At 64.8% G+C, this 25,774-nt stretch carries 21 protein-coding genes and 1 tRNA gene; 9 read left to right on the top strand and 13 right to left on the bottom strand.

The window, feature by feature from the left end; translation table 11 throughout:
- Positions 1–1,865: 1,865 nt before the first annotated feature.
- Together SM191_RS06365 and SM191_RS06360 are read right to left on the bottom strand one after the other, a co-directional pair.
- Positions 1,866–9,557, bottom strand: coding sequence for a YDG domain-containing protein (locus SM191_RS06365; protein ID WP_341505433.1), 7,692 nt, complete (start codon positions 9,555–9,557; stop codon positions 1,866–1,868).
- A 65-nt stretch (positions 9,558–9,622) separates the two neighbouring features.
- Positions 9,623–11,302 carry a ShlB/FhaC/HecB family hemolysin secretion/activation protein gene (locus SM191_RS06360; RefSeq protein WP_341505432.1) on the bottom strand — a complete coding sequence of 560 codons (1,680 nt, stop codon included), beginning with the start codon at positions 11,300–11,302 and terminating at the stop codon, positions 9,623–9,625.
- Positions 11,303–12,513: 1,211 nt separating this feature from the next.
- On the opposite strand from SM191_RS06360, the gene SM191_RS06355 reads away from it, so the two are divergent.
- On the top strand, positions 12,514–12,762 hold the full coding sequence (locus SM191_RS06355; RefSeq protein WP_341505431.1) for a hypothetical protein: 249 nt from the start codon (positions 12,514–12,516) through the stop codon (positions 12,760–12,762).
- Between the two features lie 44 nt (positions 12,763–12,806).
- Here SM191_RS06355 and SM191_RS06350 read toward each other — a convergent pair whose 3' ends face one another.
- From SM191_RS06350 to SM191_RS06320, 7 genes are all read right to left on the bottom strand, one after another.
- Positions 12,807–12,992: a hypothetical protein gene (locus tag SM191_RS06350; RefSeq protein ID WP_341505430.1), complete on the bottom strand. Its 186-nt coding sequence runs from the start codon at positions 12,990–12,992 to the stop codon at positions 12,807–12,809.
- An 87-nt stretch (positions 12,993–13,079) separates the two neighbouring features.
- On the bottom strand, positions 13,080–13,562 hold the full coding sequence (locus tag SM191_RS06345) for a DUF421 domain-containing protein (RefSeq protein WP_341505429.1): 483 nt from the start codon (positions 13,560–13,562) through the stop codon (positions 13,080–13,082).
- Positions 13,562–14,098, bottom strand: a complete 537-nt coding sequence (locus tag SM191_RS06340) for a hypothetical protein (protein WP_341505428.1) — start codon at positions 14,096–14,098, stop codon at positions 13,562–13,564. The genes SM191_RS06345 and SM191_RS06340 overlap by 1 nt, the downstream gene beginning before the upstream one ends.
- Positions 14,095–14,763, bottom strand: coding sequence for a phosphatase PAP2 family protein (locus tag SM191_RS06335; protein ID WP_341505427.1), 669 nt, complete (start codon positions 14,761–14,763; stop codon positions 14,095–14,097). The genes SM191_RS06340 and SM191_RS06335 overlap by 4 nt, the downstream gene beginning before the upstream one ends.
- 126 nt (positions 14,764–14,889) lie before the next feature.
- Positions 14,890–14,974, bottom strand: a tRNA-Leu gene (locus SM191_RS06330).
- 58 nt (positions 14,975–15,032) lie between these two features.
- Complete coding sequence (locus SM191_RS06325; protein ID WP_341505426.1) at positions 15,033–15,344, bottom strand: hypothetical protein; 312 nt, start codon at positions 15,342–15,344, stop codon at positions 15,033–15,035.
- A 31-nt stretch (positions 15,345–15,375) separates the two neighbouring features.
- Positions 15,376–16,890, bottom strand: a complete 1,515-nt coding sequence (locus tag SM191_RS06320) for a YifB family Mg chelatase-like AAA ATPase (protein ID WP_341505425.1) — start codon at positions 16,888–16,890, stop codon at positions 15,376–15,378.
- Positions 16,891–17,089: 199 nt separating this feature from the next.
- Between SM191_RS06320 and rpmH the strand changes: the two genes are divergently transcribed.
- From rpmH to SM191_RS06290, 6 genes are all read left to right on the top strand, one after another.
- The gene (rpmH, locus tag SM191_RS06315; RefSeq protein WP_007404632.1) at positions 17,090–17,224 is read left to right on the top strand and encodes a 50S ribosomal protein L34; all 135 of its coding nucleotides are present in this window, start codon (positions 17,090–17,092) and stop codon (positions 17,222–17,224) included.
- Positions 17,225–17,283: 59 nt separating this feature from the next.
- Complete coding sequence (rnpA, locus tag SM191_RS06310; protein WP_445949822.1) at positions 17,284–17,670, top strand: ribonuclease P protein component; 387 nt, start codon at positions 17,284–17,286, stop codon at positions 17,668–17,670.
- A 2-nt stretch (positions 17,671–17,672) separates the two neighbouring features.
- Positions 17,673–17,885 (top strand): membrane protein insertion efficiency factor YidD, encoded by a 213-nt coding sequence (gene yidD, locus SM191_RS06305; protein WP_341505471.1) that lies wholly within the window; start codon positions 17,673–17,675, stop codon positions 17,883–17,885.
- Between the two features lie 18 nt (positions 17,886–17,903).
- Complete coding sequence (gene yidC, locus SM191_RS06300) at positions 17,904–19,601, top strand: membrane protein insertase YidC (protein ID WP_341505424.1); 1,698 nt, start codon at positions 17,904–17,906, stop codon at positions 19,599–19,601.
- Positions 19,598–20,272 carry a ribosome biogenesis GTP-binding protein YihA/YsxC gene (gene yihA / locus SM191_RS06295; RefSeq protein WP_341505423.1) on the top strand — a complete coding sequence of 225 codons (675 nt, stop codon included), beginning with the start codon at positions 19,598–19,600 and terminating at the stop codon, positions 20,270–20,272. The genes yidC and yihA overlap by 4 nt, the downstream gene beginning before the upstream one ends.
- Positions 20,273–20,375: 103 nt before the next feature.
- A complete protein-coding gene (locus SM191_RS06290; RefSeq protein ID WP_307001923.1) occupies positions 20,376–21,038 on the top strand; it encodes a glutathione S-transferase in 663 nt (220 codons plus the stop codon).
- Between the two features lie 42 nt (positions 21,039–21,080).
- Here the strand turns inward: SM191_RS06290 and SM191_RS06285 are convergent, their stop codons facing one another.
- A complete protein-coding gene (locus tag SM191_RS06285; RefSeq protein WP_341505422.1) occupies positions 21,081–21,263 on the bottom strand; it encodes a hypothetical protein in 183 nt (60 codons plus the stop codon).
- A 119-nt stretch (positions 21,264–21,382) separates the two neighbouring features.
- On the opposite strand from SM191_RS06285, the gene dapE reads away from it, so the two are divergent.
- Positions 21,383–22,498: a succinyl-diaminopimelate desuccinylase gene (gene dapE / locus SM191_RS06280; RefSeq protein WP_341505470.1), complete on the top strand. Its 1,116-nt coding sequence runs from the start codon at positions 21,383–21,385 to the stop codon at positions 22,496–22,498.
- On the opposite strand, the gene SM191_RS06275 is transcribed toward dapE, so the two are convergent.
- From SM191_RS06275 to SM191_RS06265, 3 genes are read right to left on the bottom strand one after another with little or no spacing between them, the layout of a single operon-like run.
- Entirely contained in the window at positions 22,476–23,003 is a 528-nt protein-coding gene (locus SM191_RS06275; protein ID WP_341505469.1) for a Smr/MutS family protein, read from the bottom strand. The two genes, dapE and SM191_RS06275, sit on opposite strands and share 23 nt — an antisense overlap.
- 25 nt (positions 23,004–23,028) lie before the next feature.
- Positions 23,029–24,387 (bottom strand): murein transglycosylase A, encoded by a 1,359-nt coding sequence (locus SM191_RS06270; RefSeq protein WP_341505421.1) that lies wholly within the window; start codon positions 24,385–24,387, stop codon positions 23,029–23,031.
- A 25-nt stretch (positions 24,388–24,412) separates the two neighbouring features.
- Positions 24,413–25,036 (bottom strand): Tim44/TimA family putative adaptor protein, encoded by a 624-nt coding sequence (locus tag SM191_RS06265; protein ID WP_445949821.1) that lies wholly within the window; start codon positions 25,034–25,036, stop codon positions 24,413–24,415.
- A gap of 220 nt (positions 25,037–25,256) precedes the next feature.
- Between SM191_RS06265 and secB the strand changes: the two genes are divergently transcribed.
- Positions 25,257–25,772 (top strand): protein-export chaperone SecB, encoded by a 516-nt coding sequence (gene secB / locus SM191_RS06260; protein WP_341505420.1) that lies wholly within the window; start codon positions 25,257–25,259, stop codon positions 25,770–25,772.
- Positions 25,773–25,774 lie beyond the last annotated feature (2 nt).

Raw genomic sequence — 25,774 nt, 5'->3', positions numbered from 1 at the left:
CGGCCGCCAGGCGGGTATCGCTCGGTCAGCGAGACATACGCATCGGACCGACCATCAAATCCGGGCGAAAGCGCTTCCGCATGGCGCGGCTCCGTCACCGCCGCAGGAACGCCCTCACATGGTGGGATAGACCCACGATAAAGAATATCGCCCACAACCAACACACCCCCCAGTGCGACCGCTCGACCGCCGTTCGATGCACGGCCTGGATGCGGCTTTGACATCACATGCAGCCTCTTCGGCATCGAGCACGATCGTTATGCCAAGCGGTCCGGCGCCCCCCCCCTGAAAACGCTCCCTAACGCCTTGCCATCCTCCCCGCCTCGACAGTCTTGGAGGGACGAAGCGAGCCACGCCCTCCTATCCATTGCCCTCGCCCCCCCCAACCGTCGCCGACCCTGCCCCCGCAGCAAACCGATCCGATCGACATTTCCACCCGCGAAAGATAAGCTTGACGCCACACCCCTTCGGCCAAGCGGGTATCTCGCGGACCGAGTTGCGACGCGCCATTCCCCGAAAGCGCGCCGAATACATCACCGGAAACGCCCCTTATCGACCCAGTGTCGACGACGATTTCAGTAAGTTCGCGAACGAACGCACCCCGCAACTTGCCCAAGACTTGAAACCCGAGCACCAACAAAAAACAGTAGAAGTTTTCGATGCGAAAAGTGAGGCGACCCAGCTCCCCATGCTCGCCCCACGCCCTTTGCCGGCAACCTATCAGCCATGCCGAAAGCGATGAAAACTCGCACCTCTTTGATGACACCAATTTCGCCATGGCAGGACCCAGTATCGCAGCGACATAAGACGCTGAACATTGCGATACTTTAGCCAAGATCATGAAAATCGACAAGCAACCGTTCCGGATACGTTTCGAAATTATCCTTTCGACAACCTACAACATGATGTTTTTTAACCAGAAATTTTTTGCCAAATGGATATTGTTCTTCGATTTCTGCCATTTACTTACGACGTCATGGTCTGATGGTTAAATTGCCTTTAAATACATTAAATAGCAAACTTTCTTTTGTTTTTTGGCGCTGATGACCCCGATGATCCGCGACCACGATGCTTTTGGTTTCTAGAACTGTTTTCCGATAATATCGGACGGATTCCGCGTTCTTTCAGACCCATTTTGCCGTGACATATCGTCGGGCGTAGTGATTCGGACGAACAAGCTATTTTTTAACCATTTGCCGCGCCTGATCTGGTTAATCTCGTTTGATCGAAATCAAAAGCGCCGCCCTTTAGTGATGGAATCGCTATTTTATTTCGATCCTTGGATGTGGGCCCATTCATTGGGTCTGGAACCATTTCCGGGAGGAGATGCCGCCGCGCGATAGCTTGTCGCTCGGCTGTCGGATCGGCGGCTCGCCGTGCCAAGCGCGGCCAAATTCAGTACGCCACGAATGCAAGTCGAAGGAAATCGGCAAGATACCAGCCTGGACCATTTGGCACGTCCCGGGCAGCGGAATGCCTTTGCAGCCCCGTGAAGGCCGCGCCGTGCGAGATGTAACGACCGTGACACGAGGTTGGGATCAACCACTCCCAAGAAGCCATCGCCAAGGGGTTAGCGGCATCGATCCGCCGCCGCAGACCTTCCGAACCCCATGCGATCATCCTTGTCCAAAGCAATCCGCATCGCAGCGCGGAAGGCGCGGCCCAATTCGGGACTTTAGCCGGGAACATCGGCAGTCGGGGCACCAATGCGTCGATCATGATCGCGATACTTCTCTCTCGATCACGCCACCCTCGACGTTAGAGGACGCAGCAAGTCATTCGCCAAATGGGCGACAACTTGCTGCGCCGTTCCATTTCAGCAGGTCTATGAAAACGACCTGCTGCGCGGGATTGACCGTCGCTGTTCAGTTCCCGACATAATAGACCGAGCTGCCGAGATTGATCTTCGGATTCAGCTGCTTGTAGGCAACATCTCCTTCCGATCCGCCAAACATCGCGGTGATGTAGGTGGTGTCACGTCGATCGTTCAGGGACATGTCACCAACGACTTCGGCCAGCGTCACGATCGGCATCCGCTGCTCGATCGCATCGACCCGAACGACCTTGCTCATCGCCTCACGGACATCGCCCGGGCTGCCGCCGGATGCCGATGTCGCCGCCGCGAAGCGCGTGAGGCGGTCATCCGAACGCCGGCGTTCGACGACCGCGCATGAGCCGGACAGGGCGCCCCCTTGCGAGGCGCAGGACAGCGATCCGTCGAACCGGTTGCCCTGGCCGGTGAGCGCGATGTCCCCCGCGGCCGTGAAGGTCGCGTACCCACCGGCCTGGATCGGCCCGGACTGGCTAATCGAACCGACACCACTGGTCCCGGCCGTCACGGACATATTGCGCCCCACGGACGTCGGCCCGGTCAGCACGGCATCGCCACCGGTCACGATCGTCAGGTCACGCTGCGTCACGAGCGTGCCGACCTGGACGCCTTGCTGTCCATGGAGGGCGATATCGCGGCCGGACAGGTTCCGGATCACCATATCGCCCGCCCCCTGCCGGACCGTCACGTCGCCGGCCATCGCGATGCTGCCGCCCGTCTGCATCAGGCCGTCCGCGATGCCGATAGAACCCGCCCCGCTCAACTCGCCGCCACGTTGGACAAGCGTATCGATGCTCAGCTGGTTCGCGACGACCAGGCGTCCCTGCAGCATTTCGAGGGCCGCATCCGTCGCGTTGGAAACCCGGTCGGCATCCGGCGTGCCGGTCAGCCGATCGATGAACACCGTATCGGTGCCCTGGAACGTGACCCTCACGCTGGTCGGCAGCCAGACGCTCGCGACGTTGGCCAAGTCCGGGATCGCTCCGCCAGTCCAGTTGGCGGCGTCGAACCAGCTCTTGCCGTCACCGCCCCCGGTCCAGGCGACGCTGTCCCGGCGCGTGATCGCTCCCGCCAGGCCGGTCGGCTGGACGAGCGTGTAATTGCCCGCATCGACGCCCGACAAGGTGTAGCCGGTCACCGTCACCGCCTTGCCGGTGCCGACATTCTTGTCCGCGAACCGCGCGTTCACGCCCGACGTGACGAGCGCCACCGAATCCTGCCCGATCCCGGCAACGCTGCCGCCGAGCATCGGCGCCACCGTGTTCCCGTCATAGGCCTTGCTCCCCACGGTCAGGTTGCTGATCCGCAGCGTAGCGGGCGTGATGCTGGCGGTCGCCGTCGGTGCCGATCCGGCGATGCGATAATTGCCCGCATCCGCCCCGGTGAGCGCGCCCAGGCTGCTGAGCGTCACCGTCTTGCTGGTACCGACATTCTTGTCGGCAAAGCTGCCGGTCGCTCCCGCGTAATTCAACGCGACCGTATCACCGGCCAGGATACCGGTCAGCGACAACCCGCTGGTATCGATTAGGGCGGCGGTTCCGGCATCATAGACCTTGTCGCGCGTCAGCAACGTCCCGCCGAGCGTCACCGACAAAGCGGTGATCGTCCCGGTCAGGCCGGTCGGCTGGGCCAGCATATAGTTGCCCGCATCGCCGCCCCACAGTGCGAAGCCCGACGCGGTAACGGCCTTGTCCGCGCCGACATTCTTGTCCGCGAACTGGCCGACGCCAGCCTCGATCCGGACATCCTCTCCCGATACCGCGCCGACCAGACGGCCACCACGGAAGGATGCGGCGATCGTACCGTCATAGGTCCGGGTTGCTACCAGCATGTCGGCGATCGTCAGTGCCTTGGCGACAATGGCCGCCGATACGCCGCTCGAAGGCGCCAGCACGTAATTGGAGGCCAGGCCGCCATTGGCGCCGTCCGACAGCGTATAGGCCACGCTCGTCATATAGCTGCCGACATTGCGGCCCGACAGCGCCGCCGCGACACCTTCGACGCCGAGGGTTTCCGTACCCACCAGGCCCGAAAGCGCACCTATGCTCAGCACACCCGCCGCCGTCGTGCCGTCATACGCCTTGTCCGCGATCGACGGCGTGCCGATCGACAGAATCGCCGGGGTGATGCTCGCGGTCGCCGTCGGCGCCGTCGCCACGAAGAGGTAATTGCCCGCATCCGCCCCGGTCAGCGTGCCAGCCGTGCTGAGCGTCACCGTCTTGCCCGCACCGACATCCTTATCGGCGAAACTGGCGGTCGCACCGGTATAATCCAGCGCCACCACATCGCCCGAAACGCCATTGACGAGCGTCAGGCCAGTGGTGTCGACCGATGCGCCGGTGGTGCCGTCATAGCGCTTGTCGCCTGCGACCAACTGTCCGGTCAGCGAAAGCTGCCGGGCGGTGATCGTGCCGGTCAGCCCGCTCGGCTGTGCCAGCGTGTAGTTGCCGGCGTCGCCGCCCCACAATGTGAAGCCCGATGCGGTAACGGCCTTGTCCGCGCCGACATTCTTGTCCGCGAACCGGCCGACGCCAGCCTCGATCCGGACATCCTCCCCCGATACCACGCCGACCAGGCGGCCGCCACGGAAGGACGCGGCGGCCGTGCCGTCATAGGTCCGCGTCGCCACCAGCATATCGGCGATCGTCAGTGCCTTGGCGACAATGGCCGCTGACACGCCGTTCGAAGGTGCAAGGACATAGTTGCTCGCCACGCCGCCATTGGCGCCGTCCGCCAGCGTATAAGCCACGCTCGTCGTATAGGTGCCGACATTACGGTTCGACAGTGCAGTTGCGACACCCGTCACGTCGAGTGTCTCCGCACCCACCAGGCCCGACAGCGCGCCGATGCTCAGCGCACCCGGGGCCGTCGTACCGTCATACGCCTTGTCCGCGATCGACGGAGCGCCGATCGACAGAATGCCCGGCGTGATGCTCGCGGTCGCCGTCGGTGCCGATGCGACCAGGACATAGTTGCCTGCATCCGCGCCGGTCAGCGCGCCCGCGGTGCTGAGCGTCACCGTCTTGCCCGTGCCGACATCCTTGTCCGCAAAGCTGGCCGTGGCGCCGGTGTAATCCAACGCGACCGCATCGCCCGACACCCCGTTGCCGATCGTCAGGAAGCGCGTGTCGATCGACGCTGCCGTCGTCCCGTCATAGGCCTTGTTGTTGACCAGCAATCGACCGACCAACGAAAGCTCGCGGGTCGTGATCGTCCCCGTCAGCCCGGTCGGCTGCGCCAGCGTATAGTTGGCGGCGTCAGCGCCCGTCAGCGTGAAGCTGGCGAGCGTCACCGCCTTTCCGGTGCCCACATTCTTGTCGACGAACTCACCGTTGATGTTGCCCCTCGTCACGTCATCGTTCCCAAGAACGCCCGTCACGACTCCGCCCGTGACGATCGCGCTCGTCGATCCGTCATAGACCTTGGGGGTCACCGACAGGCTGGAGACGGTCAGCGCCCTGGGCGTGACGACGGCCGAAACCGTCGAGGGCGCAAGCGTGTAGTTGGATGCCAGACCGCCATTGGTGCCGTCCGACAGCGTATATGAGACGGTCGTCGTGTAGTTCCCGGCATTGCGGCTCGACAGCGCCGCCGCGACACCCGCGACGTCGACCGTCTCCGTGCCCACAAAGCCGGAGACCGTACCGATACTCAGCACACCCGGGGCCGTCGTGCCGTCATAGACCTTGTCCGCGATCGACGGTGTGCCGATCAAGAGGATGGCCGGCGAAATGATGCTGGCCGCATTCGTCACCGACGTCGGTGTCAGCGTGTAGCCATATACCGGCTTGCCACCCGCCGACGCACTCAGGATCGACAGCCCCGTGGCGGTGACCGTCTTGCCCGACCCGGCGTTCGCATCCGAGAAGGACGCGCCCGTCGCGTCCAGGATAACCCTGTCGCCCGACAATACGCCCGTGGCGACCAGCCCGTTGACCCGCGCCGTCGTCGTCCCGTCATAGGCTTTCGACGTCGCTCCCAGGCTCGCCCCGATCGCCGCCGTGCGTCGATACATCAGGCCGTTTCCAGCCCCCGCGATGCTGCTCTGCCCGTAAGTCGCGCCATATTGCTTGAACGCGAAGTTCAGACCGCCGATCTCGTCGTTGTTCGGGGTGCCCGACCAGATCGACCAGGAACCGGCTGGCGTGACCAGGGCACCGGCCCCTGCGGTGTTGACGAATCTGTCACCCACGATGGTGATCGCCTCGCCCGACGCCCCCGCCGTCAGCACCGCTCCCGACAGAAGCACGACACCATTCCCCTGGGTCGGCCCATCGTTGATCACACTGATGCGACCGGCGGTAATGGACGAGAGCGAGATATCGCTGCTGGCATAATATGTCTTGTCCGTACCGCTCCGCAGTTCGAACACGGCGTCGCCGGTGCCGGCATTGATCGTCGAACCGGACGCCATGGCAATGGCCGCCGCACCGGAATCGCGCTGCGCATCGACCACGCCGTTGGAGAGCCAGTCGTTGGCGATCACCGTCACCCCGCCACCGGCGGTGGCGATGTCCGCATTGATCAGGACCGACCGGCCCGCCTGCAGCGTCAGCGCACCAACAGGCAAGGAGCCCGCGGTCACGGACACAGGCCGACTGACCGTGATATCGTTCGAGGCCTGCAGCGTAACCGCCGTACCGCTGGCGAGTTGCGCCGCCAGATCGGTAGCGCTGACCGTCACGGTGTCGGATGGGTTGCTACCATAGGTCGGCGTTGACCAGCCGGCATTCGATGGGGGAACGTCGCCGAAGAGCAGGACGGCGCCCGATCCCGCATCAGCGTTGGAAGCACCCCGCTTGCCGGCAACACCAACAGCCAGCTTATCGCCGGTGGCGTTAAAGGCAACGCTGTTCCCAAAGTTATCATATGGATCAATCTGGGTTACATCCAGACTCGGCGTATTAGGATCCGTTCCTCGCCCAATGCCTGTCGAGAATACGCCTCCCGAAAAATTACCGTCGCTGAAGGAGAATAGTCGGACATACCCGGAATACTGGAAACTGTTATTGGCACCGGCATCATAAGGCGCGCCAACGGCCAGCTTTGTACCATCGGCGTTCAGAGCGACGGCGCTACCGAAGAATTCGTTCCGCCCCAATCCAGTGACGTTGATGTTCTTACCGCCGGTCTGCCCCTTGCCGATCACGGCAGTCAGCGATCCACCGCCAAAGGTGGTATCATTGAAGCTGTAGAGAAACACTGCGCCAGTTTGCTCACCGGCATTTCCGGCTGTCGCAAAGGCCGAGGCGCCGACTGCCAGTCTGTCCCCGGCTGCATTCAAGCTGACGGATCGTCCAAAGTCGCCGTTACTGACCAGCGTGGCGAAATTTATATTATTGCCGCCAGTGTAATCCCTGCCGATCGTAGCGATGCGGGAAGCACCGCTGAAATTGGTGTCACTGAACCCGAACAGGTAGGCAGCACCATATTGCAAACTCTGCGTCGTATAATTCTGGCCATCATCGCCAGGAACACCGACAACCAAGCGGTCACCGCTTGCATTTAATGAAACGGAACTTCCGAAATAGTCATAGCTCCCTACCCCAGAAACGGAAATATTCGATCCGCTATAACCAGAACCCATAATGATGGGCGTCGAAGCACCGGAGAAATTTGTATCTGAGAACCTGAAGAGATATACAGCACCGGCATTTATAACGGCATTTGACGCCCCCATATCACCGGGTGCCCCCACGGCAAGTCGCGTGCCATCAGCGTTCAAAGATACCGTTTGGCCGAAGGCATCGGATTGTTCCAAACCGGAAATATTGATATTCTTGCCACCGGCATATCCCCTGCCGATGATACCTTCCAAAGCACCGCCGCCGAAGTTGGAGTCCGTGAAGCTGAAGAGATATACGGCTCCTGCTCCGTTCGTGGCGTTGTCTACTCCGCGATCGCTGACTGCGCCGACCGCCATCCGGGTCGCCGTCGCATTCAGTGCGACACTAGCACCGAAGTGATCGTTTTGCTCGAGACGAGCGACATCTGTCGGGGTATAGCCCTTCCCCATGATTCCGATGTAGGACCATCCTTGCTGTGCCACGACGTCGCCGATGATCAAATTCTTCGGGTCGAGCAGCAACTGCCCCTTCCCCACGGTCACCCGGTCCAGCGCGGCGTGGCGCAGGTCCTGTGCGGAGGAAATCTCGACCGACCCGTCGGCAGCGCCCCCGCGCGCATCGATCGCGCCGAGGAAGGTGGTCTGCGCATCGGACCAGATCACCGCCGTGCCGCCGTCACCACGGCTCGCCGACACGTCGATCCGCGTCCCGTCATTGACGAAGCTGTGCCCGGCGGCGGCCAGCGTCGGCAGGGTGCCCCAGCGCCCGGTGAAGCTCTGCGCATAGGGCTTGGACGGATCCGTGGCCTTGCCGCCCTGGAACGCGCCACCGATGCGGACCAGGCCGCCCCGCTGCCGCCCCGTCGCCGAGATCGTCGTGCTCAACAGGCGCAGGTCCATCGCGGTCAGGTCGATGCGCCCGCCCGCGCCATAGACACCGGCCGCCCTATACTGACCCGAGGCCATGGCGGTGCCGCCGATCACGGAACGGATCGCGCCGCCGTCGATCAGCCCCGAGACATCCGTGTGCCCGTCGCTGTTCTCGAACAGCCGAGCCGCGCTATAGCCGACGCTACCGCCCGACCCCAGCGCGCTCGCCGCGCGCGTCGTTCCGCCCAGCGACAGCAACCCGCCGCTGTTGACGGTGATGGTGCCGCCCGTCTGGCGCAAGCCGGTGGCGGAGGCGTCGATCCCGCCGCCCAGGGCGACCGCTCCCCCTTCGACCGCGACGGCGCCGCCACTGGTCCCGGTCGCCAGGATCATCGACCCCGTTTCGGTGACGATGCCGCCCGAGCCGCTCAACGTGATCACGCCGCCCTGGGAGGAGGCGGAATCCGCACGCACGACGCCGCCGACATTGACCGAGGCATTGACCACCTCGCGCGCAGCGGTGGCGGTCAGCAGGATCCGGCCACCCCGGGCCGCGATCGTGCCCTCATTCTCGACCAGCGCCTTGAGCGGCGTGCCGGACGCATCTTTCAGGGTTTCGCCGATCGCGTCGCCCGCGCTGAAACGCACCAGTCCGTCGCCATAAAGGTCGATACCGAAGCCCTTGCCCGCGCCCAGCGAGATACGGCCCATATCGGCCTGGATCAGCCCGGCATTGCGCACGCGCGGGGCGACGAAGGCCGCCATGCCGGCGTCACGGATGGAAATCCGCCCCTCGACGACGATTTCCGCGCCGGCATTGCCGCCATCGTTGAAGCGCAGCACCCGGTCCCCGGCCATGAAGCCCGCCGCATCGATGTCGTGCGAGGTGACGATCAGCCCGGCGGTATCGACGGTCGAGCCCTTGCCGAACAGCACGCCGTTGCGGTTGATCAGCACGACCTGGCCATTGGCCTGGATCGAACCGAGGATCGTGGACGGATCGCTGCCGGTCACGCGGTTGACCGTGATGGACTTCGCATCGGGCTGGCGGAAGATCGCCGCGTCGCCCGCATTCAGGGAGAAGCGGTTCCAGTCGAGAATCGCCCGGTCGCTGGTCTGGTTGACGACGGTCTGTGCCGTTCCCTGTCCGGTGATCGTCGCCTGACCGGCTACGACCGTTCCGCCGACGGTTTGCGCCTGCGCGGATGCGGTGTGCAGCAGCATCCCCGCCGCAACGGTCAACGCGACGCCGCTCGTGCCGCAATACCAACGCTTGCCCCTGTTCGTCATCACTTCTTCACCCCGTGTTTTTCATATGCCTCTGGTCGCGTCCGGCCGATCCCGGCCGGGCGGGATCAGAAGCGGAAGCCGATATTGCCGACCAACCGGCCACCATGGTCGAGCGGGCTGCCCGTCGGCGCCCGGACGATCCGGCTCGCCTCGATCCCACCCGAAATATGGTCGGTCAGGCTGAGCCGAAGCCCGAGACCCGCCGATGCGGCCGAGGCGCTGCGACGCTCCTGGGGAAGCAGTGCACCCGCCTGCCAGATGCGACCCCCGTCGATGAAGCCGTAGAGTTGTGTCCCGAACGACACGCCATCGACCGCGCCGCCCGTGCTCCAGCGCAGTTCCGCACTGCTCAGCACGCAATGGTCGCCGACCAGCACACCGGCATCAAAGCGTCGGCCGAAACGGCGGCCGCCCAGGCTGCACTCCGCCGCGCTGTAGAGGGGGCCGCGCGCGGCCGCCTGGCCCTGGGTGGCGACCAACGCCGACACCTGCCCGCCCGCCAGGGCGAAAAGCGGCTGGAGGCGCTGAACCTCCATCGTCACCAGCATATAGTCGAGCCGACCATTGGCGCGGCTGTTGGCCCGGGCATCGAACCAGGTCAGGCCCGTCTCGACGCCCAGGCGCAACTGCGTCACGGCCTGCTGGCTGTTCGTCTCGCCATAATTGAGAGCCGCCGTGGCCGAACGCAGCCGATCGCGCATCTCGCCCGCGCCGAGCAGCTGGGAGTCGGCATTGGCCAGCCCCGTCCCCACCTCGATCCCCAGATTGCGGTTGCGCGAGCGGATGATCGGATAGGCCAGCGAAACCCGCGCCGTGGCCGTATCACCCTGATAGTCGAGCAGGCGCAGCAACGGGGTGACCGGACGCGTATGCGAATAGCCACCCGACAGGTTCAGGGTCAGGCCATCGGGGCCGATCATGGAGCTGTAATCGCCGGACAGGTTCCAGAAGGCGTCGTCCGTGACGCTCTTGAACGCGCCCAGGCGCACCCGGTCGCCGCCGGTCAGCACGCCGTTGAAATCGACCGTACCCCCGACGACATGCGTCCCCAGCGAACGCGGCAGATAGCTGTTATAGCCGACATCCATGCCGCGGCGCATCCGCGCGATCTCGATGGTCAGGACCGAGCCGCCCATCACGTCCTTGGCAGGCGACAGGGTGGCGCGCGCGCGGACGCCGGGCACATCGTTGATGAGGAGAAGATAGCGTTCGAGATCGGCCGTGCGCAGCGGCCTGGACGCCTTGATCCGATCGGCAATGCCCGCGACGGGCCCGGTGTCCAGCAACCCCTTGGGCAGGGGCTCGCCTACGAACTCGACATGGTCCACGAAGCCTTCGACGACGCGGATCACGACATTGCCGTCTTCGATCCGCTGCTCGGGCACGATCGCGAAGGACAGGGCATAGCCTTTACGGCTGTAAAGCCGCGTGATCGCGTTCGCGAAGCTGAAGACGTCTTCGACCGAGACTTCCTCGCCCGGCGCGTGCTTCCATTCCTTCAGGATTTCGGCAACCGGGATCGACTGGGCGCCCTCGATCCGGACATCGCGCCACACGAAGCGCAATTTACCCGCATCGGCGGGCGCCGCCTGCTGTTCGCCTTGCCCGATGACGAGTCTGGGAGCGGGCTTCAACTCCGGCGCCGCCTCCAGATTGCCGCCGACCCGGTTCGGATCGACCGTCGAGGGAACGCCCTGCTGCGCGAAGGCGGGCTGGGCGGCCAGCACCGCACCGAACGTACCCAATGCCCAGGCCAGGTGACGAACCAGGGCGGCATTGCGCGACTTCCGGAATCGAAACCGGGCAGACGAAGCGAGGAGATGATCTGACAAAGTTACCTCATTGGAAAAGGATGCGGGCCGAGCGCCCCGATGATCGCGTGCCCCCGTGCCGATGGACGCAACGAATGGACGCGAGCGGGCGACATGCGAGGACGGATGCCGCAACACGGACCCGTCCGGACGAGCCGTTCCGGAAAGTCGTTGCAGCGCGAGAAAAAGGGGCGAAATCTCGCGCTGCATTCCGCTCGCCCGGATGGAGTCCGACCGAACGAAACTCGAAGTGGATATGCGTGCCCGAAACCGACGAAGCCGCATGCGTCGAGCGCCAGGGCCTGACGCTGCGCCCCGCTCCGGCGGGAGCAGGCGGATCATCGACCGCGCCCGACCGCGATCCCGACTTGCACTCTTCGCCGAAGTATCGACACCAGCAACCGGCGCTTCGGGCACCACAAGCCCGCCCTCGCCGCGATCGATCAAATATCGAGCTAGGTACGAATGCGCGGCTGGTCGCCCCTGTTTGACGGAAGTCAATAATGTGACTGTTTTGCTGGCGCCATCCCGGCGACGGACCGATCCGTCGCCATGAGTGATCCAAGTAATTACACAGCCAGAGCTTGCACGCCTGCTTATCATCATTTTCGCGGCAGAATAGAAAACGGTTCCAGAATTATCTTGCACGAAATAGACCAAGTATTTCTTGTCACCATACAGGCTACAATTATTTTTCATGCGAATGACCAGGAACGAGAAAGCCAGACGTAAATTCTGTCGACACAACGACATAGATTTCGACATGGCCGCCTCCACATCGTTATGACACAAAACTATTTAATTTGTCTTTTTTAACCCAAATTATAACCATCTACAAGTTTGTAACTTAGATTTGATGCTAGCCTTGGGGAATTGCCCGCAAACAAGCCCATGTCTTTGAACGAAAATTATGACTTTCTGAAAATATATTCATCACAGGCATCAGGTTTATGGTTAATATCAATATATAAACGTAATTTCCTCTAAGCCATGGCAAAAGAAGCATTTTAAAACTAAAAACTATTCTTACCGTCGTAAAAACTTTTGAGTCTTAACCTTATTTTTTGCTTTCCGCCCGCCCCAAACGGCCGCCCCTCTCAGGGGTATATCAGCCTGAGGTATGCGATTTTGACCAAATCATCAGAATGACGAATTTCTTCGAATTCCTGTCATTGCCAATTTGGCAATTCCCCATGAACCGGAAGTCGGAACAGACCTCCGGCGCCAAGAGTGTTTTCCAAGTTTTTTCTATGCCTTGGAGGCCAGCAAGATTGCTTTTTGAGTATTGCGGCAAGAGCGACCGCAACAACGCGGCGGTCGTATCGTGTGCCGGTCAAAGCGACCGGCACGAAGTTTCAACCGCTAAGCGTGAAGCTCAAGGATCGGCAGAGTGATCGCAACACCATGAGCATTGCCCTCGCGGCCCATCGCGGGCGGCTTACGCCATGAGAGTAAGAAGGCGGTCCCCCTCTCCAAGCGCATCCGCAAAGTCGCCATCCCTCACGATGACGCTGTCTGCAAACATCGCAACCAGATGGGGTGATGCTTTGGCCGCCTTATGCAATTCCGCCGCATCGCCACCGGCTGCGACCGCCGAACCATCCACTTCGACCGCTTCGTCCACCGCGCCGCCGCCATGATCGGGCTATGGCGAATGTCGATCGACCCTAGAGACGTGGCGAGGTCGCGACTTTCCTTCGGCTACGGTACGTCACGCAGTGCCAGCATCGTCGTCATCGGACAGCACTTCGCCGCCATCCTTGCGGATGAAACTGATCTTGCCCTGCGTTTCCAGGATCGCCCAAGCGACTTGGTTCATATGGGCGATTCCCGCCAACCGCATTTCCGCCTCGACCTCTGCGCGCGTGATGCGGTCGCGGCGAAGATTCTCTTCGATCAGCTGGCCATCCCGGATGATGACCTGCGGCCGACCATCCAACAGCGTCTCCAGCCTGGGCGACAGGTAAGTCGCCCAGCTCATCACCAGCGCCCAGAAGGCGAAGGTCGCAATCGCGAGGATCGAACCGGTAAGGCTGAAGTCGTTATGCGTGACGCCTTGCTGGACCAGGTCGCCCATCACCACGATGACCACCAATTCGAAGGGCGTGAGTTGGCCGATCTCGCGCTTCCCCAGCAGCCGCAACAACAGGTAGAGCGCTGCGAACGTCACCGAAGCCCGTAGGACGATGTCCATTATGGCAAGACCGGAATGGCGATGTGCGCCTCGGTCAGCGGGGCGTCGTCATCCAGAAGTGTGACGTTTCCCGCCACATGGCCGATCAACGGCGGATTGGTCTGGCCGTCGATTTTAACTTCCAATGTCTCCCCGGCCTTCAGTCCGCCATATTCGAAGCGATACTGCCCATGCTTGAAGCTCTCATTGGTCGGGGCGGGGACCTGACTGTTGATGGTCAGATCACGCCACAAAGTCGCGTCCACCCCGATGACGGGCTTGGCAATGGCTTGTCGAGCGGTGACCCGAATACGGGTTTCGAAAAACAAGCCGCTGCGTAGCGGTCGGGCGATCTTGAGTTCCAGCGAAGCGGCGGGAGCGTTGACAGTCATGACGGGCGCGGGCGCACCTCCCAGCAGTCCGGTCGCCGCCACGGCCAGCGTTGCGCCCAGAACCACGGAGGCGAGCGGGCTGGCATGCGCCCGAAGCCCTCGCACGGGTGCCACATGGCGCTCTTCGATGCCGTCAGGCAGGTCGGTGCCATCCCTCTGTTTCATCGGGCCATTGTGCGCCTATGTTGGCGGACGATCGGCGTCGCTTCGTCATCTCCGATCCCATGCCGCCGTTTCGTGAGCGCATGCCGAGTCCATCGTACCGCCAAATCAATCGCTGCGTCGCTCGCCCGTTCGGCGATCAGGCCTATGGCTATCCCGGCGACCACATCGCCAGCGTAATGCGTTCCGCGCGGCACCTGTACAACGGAAACCGACAGCGCCGCACCACGGGCAGCGACCAAATGATCGGGATAGGCTCGCGCAAAGGCCTCGCCGACCGCAACCGCACCGGCGCTGTGGCCGGATGGGAAGGAATTGTCCTCGTGGCGGTCGCTATCCCCCCGGCCTACCCGCGGATCGTCACCGTTTTTCGGGCGTCTGCGGTCGATCACGGCTTTAATCCCGCTCTTGGTCCACGTCGCAACCGTGTGCGCCGCCAACATCCTGAAGCCGGCACCGGTGAGGTGCCGATCCCGTCGGGCGATGCCGAGCGCGATCGTGGCGGCGCAAATCGTCCGCATTTCCGGCTGATCGCCGATCTCGCTGGCGGTGCCCATCAGCCGCACCGGCCAGCTGTCGCGCTCGTCATTCACTTTCGAGGTGATCTTGCGGTCAGCCCGCTCGACAGCCGTGGTTTTGCGTTCCCGATCCATGGTCGTTGAACACATGGATCAATCCTTTGGCTCCGCCCCATCGGCGTAGGAATGTGCTGTCTTATGAAATGACTGCCGCATAGTCTGGACGTGCGAAGCGGCTACGCCACCGTGACCATGGTGCCCGGTTCTGACCGGAAGTGGTGCCCCTGGCCGGACTCGAACCAGCATGCCTTGCGGCGTTCGATTTTGAGTCGAATGCGTCTACCAATTTCGCCACAGGGGCAGCGAAGAGGCGCTGCTAGACGAGGGTGATGCGGGGCGCAAGCGGTGATTGTCGTCGCCTACGGACAATCATGCGTGGCGATGCAGACGAAATAGACCAGGGTCGTCATCAGCACCAATGCCATAACGACCAGATAGAGTGGCAGGATCAACCACTTGGTGCTCCTTCGCACGGTAAGTAGCGCCAGCCCGATGAGCCCCGGCGTCACCGCAAGAGCGGCGAGGCCATAGATGAAGATCGGCTCCTGCGGCCCCCACGCCACCGGGTCCGACCACAGGATCGCCAACCATGTCAGCGGCGGCCCCAACACGATCAGGGCCGCGATCCCAACCGCGCGGGCCAGCGTCGATGCCCTATGCCGCTTTGCCATGGCCGAACGTTCCACGCCGCGACCGCGCGCGTCAATTGGTCGGAGGGCGCTGGCGATAGCTGAGCGCTTCGGCGACATGGATGCGCCCCACCCGCTCCGTGCCCGCGAGGTCGGCGATGGTCCGGGCGACCCGCATCACGCGGGTATAGCCGCGCGCGGTCAGGCGCATCCGCTCCGCCGCCTCGGCCAGCAGCGTGCGCCCCGCTTCGTCCGGCATGGCCCAGCGTTCGAGGAGCGCACCGTCCGCCTCCGCATTGGTACGGACCGTGACAGCCGCGTCGCGATACCGCTCGGTCTGGAGCGCACGGGCCGCCGCCACGCGCCGAGCGACCATCTCCGACGATTCAGCGGCGGAGGGTTGGAAGAGATCGACGGCGCGCACCGGCTGGACCTCGACCGACAAATCGATTCGGTCGAGCAGCGGCCCCGAGATCTTCGCCTGATAATCGGCGGCACAACGCGGCGCGCGCGCGCATGCCAGCGCCGCGTCGCCCAGATGGCCGCAGCGGCACGGGTTCATCGCCGCGACCAGTTGCACCCGCGCCGGGAAGGTCACATGGGCGTTGGCGCGTGCGATGCTGACCGTTCCCGTCTCCAGCGGCTGGCGGAGCGAATCGAGCACGGCGCGTTGAAACTCGGGAAGTTCGTCGAGGAACAACACGCCCAGATGCGCGAGGCTCACTTCACCCGGTCGCGCCTTCAGACCGCCGCCGGTCAGCGCCGCCATGGATGCGGAATGATGCGGCGCACGGAAAGGTCGTGTCCGGGTCAGCCGCCCGCCGGCCAGCGTGCCCGCCACCGACTGGACCATCGACACTTCCAGCGCTTCGGCCGCGTCCAGCGGCGGCAGGATGCCGGGCAGACAGGCGGCCATCAGCGACTTGCCCGATCCGGGCGGTCCGCTCATCAGCAGGTTGTGGCCGCCCGCCGCCGCGATCTCCAGCGCGCGGCGGGCATTTTCCTGACCCTTGACCTGGGACAGATCGGGGCCGGGCGCACCGTCCTCCACCGTGCCGCCTTCGGGCAGCGGCAACACGCTATGGCCTTTCAGATGGTTGATGAGCGACAACAGGTCGGGCGCGGCGACCACCGAACCGCCCCCGGCCCAACTCGCCTCCGCCCCTTGCGCGGCGGGGCAGATCAGCCGCTTGTCGACCGAGCCCGCATGGATCGCCGCCAGAAGCACGCCCGGCGATGGGCCGATCCGCCCGTCCAGCGCCAACTCCCCCACCACGACATGATCGGCGAGCAGTTCGGCGTCGATCACCCCCATCGCGGCCAGCAACGCAAGCGCGATGGGCAGGTCGAAATGCGATCCTTCCTTGGGCAGGTCGGCGGGCGACAGGTTCACCGCGATCCGTTTGGGCGGCAGGGCAAGCCCCATGGCGGCGATCGCGGCGCGCACCCGCTCGCGGCTCTCGCCCACCGCTTTGTCGGCCAGGCCGACCAGGTTGAAGGCGGGCAACCCCGCGATCAACTGGACCTGCACCTCGACGGCGCGCGCCTCCAGACCCAGATAGGCCACCGTGGACACGATGGTCGCCATGTACCGCCCCCCTTGCACGAGCGCTCCCCTGCCCGCACACTCTCCCTGCAAAGGTTGATCGCCGCCCGCAAGAGGGAGACGGGCCTCGATGCGATGCCGACAGCGGATTGACTTGGAACCCGGCTTTGCGTAAGCGGCTTGCCACCAAGGCCGTCCTCGTGGCGGCCGTTTTTATTCAGACGTATCCAAGGAATGAACGATGAAGCGGACCTTTCAGCCGAGCAATCTGGTGCGCGCTCGCCGTCACGGCTTCCGTGCGCGGATGGCGACGCCCGGCGGCCGTGCGGTGATCCGGGCGCGTCGCGCGCGCGGTCGCAAGAAGCTGTCGGCGTAATCACGACGCTGACCCGCCGCCGCGATTTCCTCGCGGCCAATGGCGGGCGACGCGTGGCGATGCCCGGCTTCGTGCTGCAGGTGCGCCCGCGTGACGACGGTGAAGCGACGATTCGCGTCGGCTTCACCGTCACCAAGAAGATCGGCAACGCGGTCGTTCGCAACCGGATGAAACGCCGGTTGCGGGCGCTCGCGCGCGATCTTCTGCCGGTCAAGGGCGTTGCCGGTGCGGATCATGTCCTGATCGGGCGGCAAGGCGGGATCGAGCGCGATTATGCCGCGCTCACCGCCGAACTGGCCAAGGCCCTGACACGCGCCGCGAATCCTGAAACCGCCACCGACCAGCGACCGCGCGAACCGCGCGTCCACCATGGTCGCGGCAAGGGGCGCGGCCCCCGTGGCGGCGCGCATCGCCAGCCCGCCACCCCGACTCAAGAGCCCGCGTGACCCTGTTCGCGCGGGCCTTGATCCTCATCGCGCGGGGCTGGCAACTCGGCCCCTCGCTGATCCTGCCGCCCACTTGTCGCTATCAGCCCTCCTGTTCGGCCTATGCAATACAGGCCATTGGCCGCTATGGCGCGGTCAAAGGGGGCTGGTTGGCGCTCAAGCGCATTGCGCGGTGCCATCCCTGGGGCGGGCACGGACCCGACCCGGCACCCTGACACAACTGGGGTTTCGACGTGAACCAAGACCGCAAGAATTTCGTCGTGTTCGCGGTGATCGCGGCGCTGATCCTGTTCGGATGGCCGCTCATCCAGAACAAGTTCTTCCCGAGCAACCCGCCCGCGACCAGGATCGAGGGCGGCAAGCAGGTGGCCGTGGCCAATTCCACCGCCAACCCGACCGCGACGACGCCCAGCGCGATTCGCGATCGCCGCGTGGTGCTGGCCGAAACCCCGCGCGTGGCGATCGAGACGCCCCGCCTGAAGGGCTCGATCAACCTGAAGGGCGCACGGATCGATGACCTCGTCCTGCTCGACTATAAGGAAACGGTGGCGAAGGATTCGCCCCCGATCCGCCTGTTGTCGCCGGGCGGCGCGGAGGGTGCCTATTTCGCCGGTTTCGGCTGGCGCACCGACGGGCTGAACCCGCCCGCCGCCGATGCCGTCTGGACCCCCAGCGCGCCGGTACTGCGCCCCGGTCAGCCGGTCACGCTGTCCGCCGCCAACGCCACGGGCCAGCAGTTCCGCATCACCCTGTCGGTGGACAAGGACTATATGTTCACCGTCCAGCAGACGGTGGCCAATGGCGGTAATGCGCCCGTGCCGGTTGCGGCCTATGGTTACGTCAATCGCGGCATTTCCGCCGATCCCGACACCTGGACGATCCATGTCGGCCCGATGTCGGTCAATAACGGTTCGGCCAATTACGGCCCGAACTGGAAGGATCTGGACAAGGCCCCGACCCGCTTCACCACCACCGGCGGCTGGCTGGGCTTTACCGACAAATATTGGCTGGCGACGCTGATCCCCGATCAGGCCAAGGCGTTCGACGGCCAGTTCCGTGCCGGTGCGGGCCAGACCTATCAGGCCGACTATACGCTCCAGCCGCAGACGCTGGCGCCGGGCAAGCAAATCACCCAGACCACCCGCTTCTTCGCGGGTGCCAAGGAAGTCGCGCTGCTCGACCGCTATACTGACAAGGAAGGCGCGACGAAGCTCGATTACGCACTCGACTGGGGCTATCTGCGGGTCCTCGAAAAGCCGATCTTCTATTATCTCGACTGGCTGTTCCGTCTGGTCGGCAATTTCGGCGTCGCGATCATCCTGCTGACCGTCACCATTCGCGCGCTGATGTTCCCGATCGCGCAACGCCAGTTCGCCTCGATGGCGGCGATGCGCGCGGTGCAGCCCAAGATGAAGGCGCTCCAGGAACGCTACAAGGACGACAAGGTCCGTATGCAGCAGGAGGTCATGGCCCTCTACAAGCAGGAGAAGGTCAATCCGCTGGCGGGCTGTCTGCCGACCCTGATTCAGATTCCGATCTTCTATGCGCTCTACAAGGTGCTGATGCTGACGATCGAAATGCGGCACCAGGGCTTCGTGCTGTGGATCAAGGACCTGTCCGCACCCGATCCGCTGACCCCGGTCAACCTGTTCGGCCTGCTGCCCTTCGTGCCGCCGCACTTCATCGCGATCGGCGTGGTGCCGATCCTGCTGGGCATCTCGATGTACTTCCAGTTCAAGATGAACCCGCAGCCGATGGACGATGCGCAGAAGCAGGTCTTCGCGATCCTGCCCTGGGTGCTGATGTTCGTGATGGCGCCGTTCGCGGTCGGCCTTCAGGTCTACTGGATCACGACCAACTGCATCTCGATCCTGCAACAGCGCTTGCTCTACGCCCGACATCCGGGCCTGAAACAGCCGGTGGCCAAGTGAGCGACCTCCCCCCCCCTGCCCCCTCCGAGGAACCGACCGGCTTTTCGGAGGAACTGGTCGAGTCGGCGCGCAAGCTGTTCGCCGGACCGGTCACCTTCCTGAAGTCCGCGCCCGCGCTGAAATTCCTGCCTGACCCGATCGTGCCGGAAGTCGCGGTGGCGGGGCGGTCGAACGTCGGCAAGTCGTCGCTGCTCAATGCGATGACCAACCGCAACGGTCTGGCCCGCACCTCGAACACGCCGGGACGAACGCAGGAGTTGAACTTCTTCGACGTCGGCACGCCCCCCGTGCTGCGGCTGGTCGACATGCCGGGCTATGGTTTCGCCAAGGCGCCCAAGGACATGGTCAAGCAGTGGCGCTTTCTCGTGAACGACTTCCTGCGCGGACGGCAGGCGTTGAAGCGCGCGCTGGTGCTGATCGATTCGCGCCACGGCATCAAGGAAGTGGATCGCGAGATATTGGAGATGCTGGACCGTGCGGCGGTCAGCTATCGCATCGTGCTGACCAAGGCGGACAAGGTGAAGGCGACCGAACTCGCCGCCGTGGTCGAGCGGACCCAGGCGGAGGCGCGCAAGCGTGCCGCCGCGCACCCCGACATCCTGGCCACCTCCAGCGAGGGCGGCATGGGCATTCCCGAACTCCGCGCGGCAGTGCTGGAAGCCATCGGCTGATCGCCGTCCTCGCCACCGGATCAGGAAGGCCCGTTCGGTTCCCTCGAACGGGCCTTTTTTGTGCGGTTGCGGCGCGGGTTCGGGCTCGTTACCCCTTGGTCCCATGAAGCTGATCATCGGTAACAAGGCCTATTCCTCCTGGTCGCTGCGCGGCTGGCTCGCCTGTCGACAGTCGGGCTTGCCCTTCGAGGAGGTGGTCGTGCCGCTCTATGACGAGGATTGGGACAAGCGCCGCGAAGGGGCCGAGTTCGCCCCCTCCTCCGGCAAGGTGCCGATCCTGTGGGACGGCGAGGCGGTGGTGTGGGACAGCCTGGCGATCATCGACTATCTGGCCGACAAGGTGGGTCGCGACCGCTTCTGGCCGGAGGACGATGCCGCCCGCGCCATGGCCCGGTCGATGGCGGCGGAGATGCATTCCAGCTTCGTCGCGCTGCGTCGCAAGCACAGCATGAACATCCGTCAGGTCTATCCCGCCCAGACCCCGGACGAGGATGTGGTCGTCGATCTCAAGCGGATCATGGAGCTATGGGCCCAGGCTCGGGCGCGCTTCGGGGGCGGGGGCGATTTTCTATTCGGCGCGTTCGGCGCGGTCGACATCATGTTCGCGCCGGTCATCACCCGGATCGTGACCTATCAGCTTCCCGTCGCGCGCTTCGCCCTGCCCTATATGGACGCGGTGCTCCGCCATCCCTTCATGCAGGACTGGATCGCCGCCGCACAGGAAGAGGAATGGGTGATCGAACGGTTCGAACAGCCGGTAGCCTAGGCACGGCCGCCTTCCGATCGAGCGGTGGGGCGTGGCCCGACATCATTGCGCCGTCGGCGGCACCTCGTTCAACGGCGCGCGCTGCTCCGTCGCGGGTTCGGCGACGCGCGAGGCGAAGACATAGAGCAGGATCGCCGCGATCCCGACCGCGATGACCAGCCATAGCGCCAGCCGTCCGCCCGCCTTATGCCCCTTTTGATCCGGGTTGTGATCCGGGTCGTTCATCGCGTCACTCCTGTTACCAAAGACGGACAACGATGCCGGAGCGCCGGAGGTCCGTCCCACGTGACGATCGTCATCGACAGGGAATTGCCGTTCGCCGCGCCGCTGCCTATGCCCCCGGCATGACCGACGTGCTGCAACTCGCCCAGTCCCTGATCCGCGCCGACAGCGTCACGCCCGCGCGCGGAGCCGTGTTCGACGTGCTGGAGGGGGCGCTGCTGCCGCTGGGCTTTACGGTCGATCGCTTCACCATCGGCGAGGCGCCCGATGGCCCGGTGGAGAATATGCTCGCCACCCGGCCCGGCGCGGGGCCGCATCTGGCCTTTGCCGGGCATGTCGATGTCGTGCCCGCCGGGGAAGGCTGGCAGGGGTCGCCCTTTTCGGGCGAAGTGCGGAACGGCCTGCTCTTCGGGCGCGGCGCGGTGGACATGAAGGGCGCGGTCGCCGCCTTCGTCGCGGCAATCTCCCCCGCTCCCGGCATCCCCCTGTCGCTGATCATCACAGGGGATGAGGAAGGCCCGGCCATCTACGGCACCCGCGCGCTGATCGACCGGATGGCGGAGCGGCGTATCGCCCCCGACCTGTGCCTGGTCGGCGAGCCGACCTCCGCGCACCGGCTGGGCGATATGATGAAGATCGGGCGGCGCGGCTCGGTCAATATCTGGATCACCGTGCCGGGGCGGCAGGGCCATGTCGCCTATCCGCACCTGGCCGACAATCCGATCACCCCGCTGGTCGCGATCCTGGCCGAGATCGAGGGGATGACGCTCGACACCGGCAATGCCTGGTTCCAGCCGTCCAATATCGAGATCACCGACCTGCATGTCGGCAATCCGGCCCACAACGTCATTCCGGGATCGGCGCAGGCGCGGCTGTCGATCCGCTTCAACGACGAACAGAGTGGCCAGGCGCTGATCGAGCGGATCACCGCCATCGCACGCGCCCATGCCCCCGCCGCGCAGGTGACGGGCCGCATCTCGGGCGAGGCGTTCCTGACCCAGCCGGGCGCATTCTCCGCCATGATCGCCATCGCGATCCGGGCCGAGACGGGGATCGAACCCGAATTGTCGACCACCGGCGGCACATCGGACGCGCGCTTCCTGTCGAAGTTGTGCCCGACGGTCGAGTTCGGCCTGCTCAACGCCACGATGCACAAGGTGGACGAGGCGGTGGCGGTCGACGATCTTTACGCCCTGACCCGCATTTATGCGGGCGTCATCGCTCGCGCGGGCGCCTGAACACGATATAGAGCGCGCCCTGCCCGCCATGGCGCGGATGGGCGTTTCGGATCGCCGCGATCGAGTCGGCATGGCGCGACGCGCCCAGCCAGTCGCTGATCGCCGCACGGATCGCGCCGCGCGCATGGGGCCGCTCGCTTTCGGGACGCGGCGGCTTGCCGGTCACGAGCAGCAGCACCCGGTCCCCGCGCGAAATCGCCCGCCCCAGCCCCTGGTCGAGCATCGCATGGGCAGAGGCCAGCGTATGGCCGTGCAGGTCGAGCGAACTGTCGGGCATCACGCTACCCCGCGACAGGCGCTTGTCCCAGCCGCCGTCGAGCGTTTCGCCCGGTCCCTTTTTCGGCGCAGGCGACGGCGGCGCGGGCTGGCGCAACGGTGGCACCCGGCCCTTGACCCGCACCTTCGGCGCGCCCGGCGTTTCGTGGAACACCGCCTCCATGGTGGGCGGCGGGGCTGCGGGGCGGGCGGGGACGACGGCGGCGCGCAAGGGCCGCACCGTCTCCATCACCCGCGCCCAGAGTTGCGCTTCGTCAGGGTTGAGGGGGCGCACCGAGCGTCCCGTTCTGGCTGGGCAAGCCGGCCCGTGCCAGCGTGCCGACCGGCAGCAGCAGGAACGCCGTGCCCCGCGCCGACATGCCGCCCGCCACGGCCCGCGCCGTCTCACCCGCACCCCAGAAGGTGTCGAAGCGGTTGGAACCCTTGATCGCCCCGCCCGTGTCCTGAACCACCCACAGGCCGGTCACGTCCTGCCGGTCCATCGACAGGAAGACGGGCGCACCCAGCGGTACGAACTTCGGGTCCGCCGCCGCGCTGACCTGCCCCGTCACGGCATAGCCCATCGCCCCCTGCGGCGCGCCGTTCAGCTCGCGAAAGAACACGAAGCTTTTATTCTCGCGCATGATCGCGCGCCCCTCTTCGGGATGGTCGTGCAGCCATTGCACGATCCCCTGCATCGAGGTCTGGCCCGGCCCCAGCAACCCACGCGCCTTCATCAGCGCGCCGATGCCGGTGTAATCTCGGCCATTCTGGCTGTCATAACCGATCCGCATGATCGTGCCATCGGGCTGACGCAACCGCCCGGAGCCCTGGATCTGGAGGAAGAACACCTCGATCGGGTCCGCCCCCCAAGCCAGCACGGGCGCACGGCCCTCCAGCGAGCCTTGCTCGATCGCGGTACGGTCGTCATAGGGGACGAGGTTCGTCCCCTGCACCTTGCCGCGAACCTTCTTGCCCTTCAGATCGGTCGAGAAGGCGCCGAGATCGACATCGATCAGGTCGCGCGGGCGCGCATAGATCGGCACGTCGTAACCGGACCGGCGATCCCGCGATCCGGCGATTTCGGGCTCGTAATAGCCGGTGGCGAGCGAACGTCCGTCGCCGACCTGCACCGCCTCGAAATAACGCGCGAAAAAGTCCCGTGCTCCGCCGTTCGGCACGTTGGCGGCGGCCTGGCAGGCGGGTTGCCAGTCGGCCCCCTGCGTCAGGCCGCTGGTGTCGGTGCGTCGCATCAGGCCGGGGCAGGACAGCAGGAACGCCGCCCGCGCCGCCTCCGCCTGGGGTTCGGTCATCGGCAGGCTGGCGACCGCCGGTCCGGCGATCAGTCCCGCCTGCGCCGCATTGGCCGCGCCCGGCACGGCGACGACCGGGGTCGCGGGCAACGGCGTGGACGGCAGGATACGTACCGGGCCCGAGGGCACGCGCGACACGCTGGGGCCGTTCGGCTGCACCGCCGAGCCGCCGGTCTGCGGGCGAGGCACCGGACGGGGGGATGGCTGGTGCGGCGCGCGGGACGGATAGTCACCGGACACGCCGGGCGGCACGATCCGTCCGGCACAGGCCGAAACGCCGATCGAAAGCGCGACGATCGTCGCGACGCGAAACCCTTTCAAGGCCCCCTATCCCCCCGTAACCGCGTCAGGCTTCGTCGGTGTCGACAAGCTTCCAGTTCGGGTCGCCGCTCTTCAGCGTGCGGGCGAAGGTCCAGACGTCATGCGTCTCGACCGCATCGCTCAGCGAACCGGCGATGACGTTACCCTCGGCATCGCGGGTGATGGCGGCGATATCGGCGTCGAAGCGGACGGTGATCCGCGCCTGACGCCCCTCGACCTGCGCGTCGACGATCTTGGCGCTGTCGATACGGATCAGGCGGTTGTCGAGCGTTTGCCCGGCCTCGCGCCGCTGTTCGATGGCCTCGGAAAAGGCGGCGAGCACGTCCGGTTCGACCAGATCGGCCAGCGCGTTCTCATCGCCCTGCCAAAAGGCTTCCAGCGTCATGCGATACGCCGCCTGTGCACCGCCCAGAAACTGGGTCACGTCGAAACCCGGCTCGCCCGAGATGACCGAGCGAAGGCCCTGTTCGGCACGCGGGTCGATGTTGCGGTTCACCACCGGCGTCGTTCCCTGCACCGGCTCGGCGGCGCGCGGAAGAGTCACCGGCAGCGGGCGGTCGTCGGCACTGCGCGCCAGCGGCTGCTGTTCGTGACCCGTGCGCTTGCCCAGCACACTGTACAGCCTCAGTGCGAGGAAGAGCGCGACCATCGCGAGAAGAACGACGTAGAATAACAACACAAGCGCCTTTCACTATCACGACCGATATAGGCGCACGGGCCGACAATGAAAACCCGCGCTCCCGACGGAAGAGGGCAAGGTTGAATCCGTGCCTGCCCGCTGCTACGCGCAACGGCCATTGGGCCGAACGCGCGAACCCGCCCTTTCGGTTCCCTATCCCCCTTGACCTACACGCAAGAAGGTATTGACGATGGACGAACAGGGTTTGCCGCAAGGCTTCGAAGCGCCGACCGCAGACGGTGAGGATGCCGGCCCCGCCGCCGGTCTGATCTCGCAATATGTGAAGGACCTGTCGTTCGAGAATCCGAACGCACCGGGTATCTATCAGGCGCAGACTGCCCCTGGCATCGACGTGCAGTTCAACATCGCCGCCAGCCAGGTGGGCGAGGAAGTCCACGAACTGGTCCTGAAGATCGAGGTTCGCGCCGAGTCCGAGGGCAAGACCGCCTTCATCGTCGACCTCAGCTATGCGGGCCTGTTCGGTTTCCGCAACGTGCCCGCCGACCAGATCCAGCCCTTTATGCTGGGCGAAGCACCGCGCCTGCTCTTCCCCTTCGCCCGCCGCGTGCTGGCCGATGCGGTGCGTGACGGCGGCTTCCCGCCGCTGATGCTGGAGCCGATCGACTTCGCGCAGCTTTATCTGCAACAGGCCGAGGCGCAGGCGGGCACCGCCCAGCCCAATACCCCGGAAACCGGCCACGCCTGACC

Source organism: Sphingomonas sp. 2378 (assembly GCF_038084995.1).
GTDB lineage: Bacteria > Pseudomonadota > Alphaproteobacteria > Sphingomonadales > Sphingomonadaceae > Sphingomonas.
The sequence above is the reverse complement of the archived record's forward strand: the minus strand, read 5'-3'. Positions and strand labels throughout refer to the sequence as shown.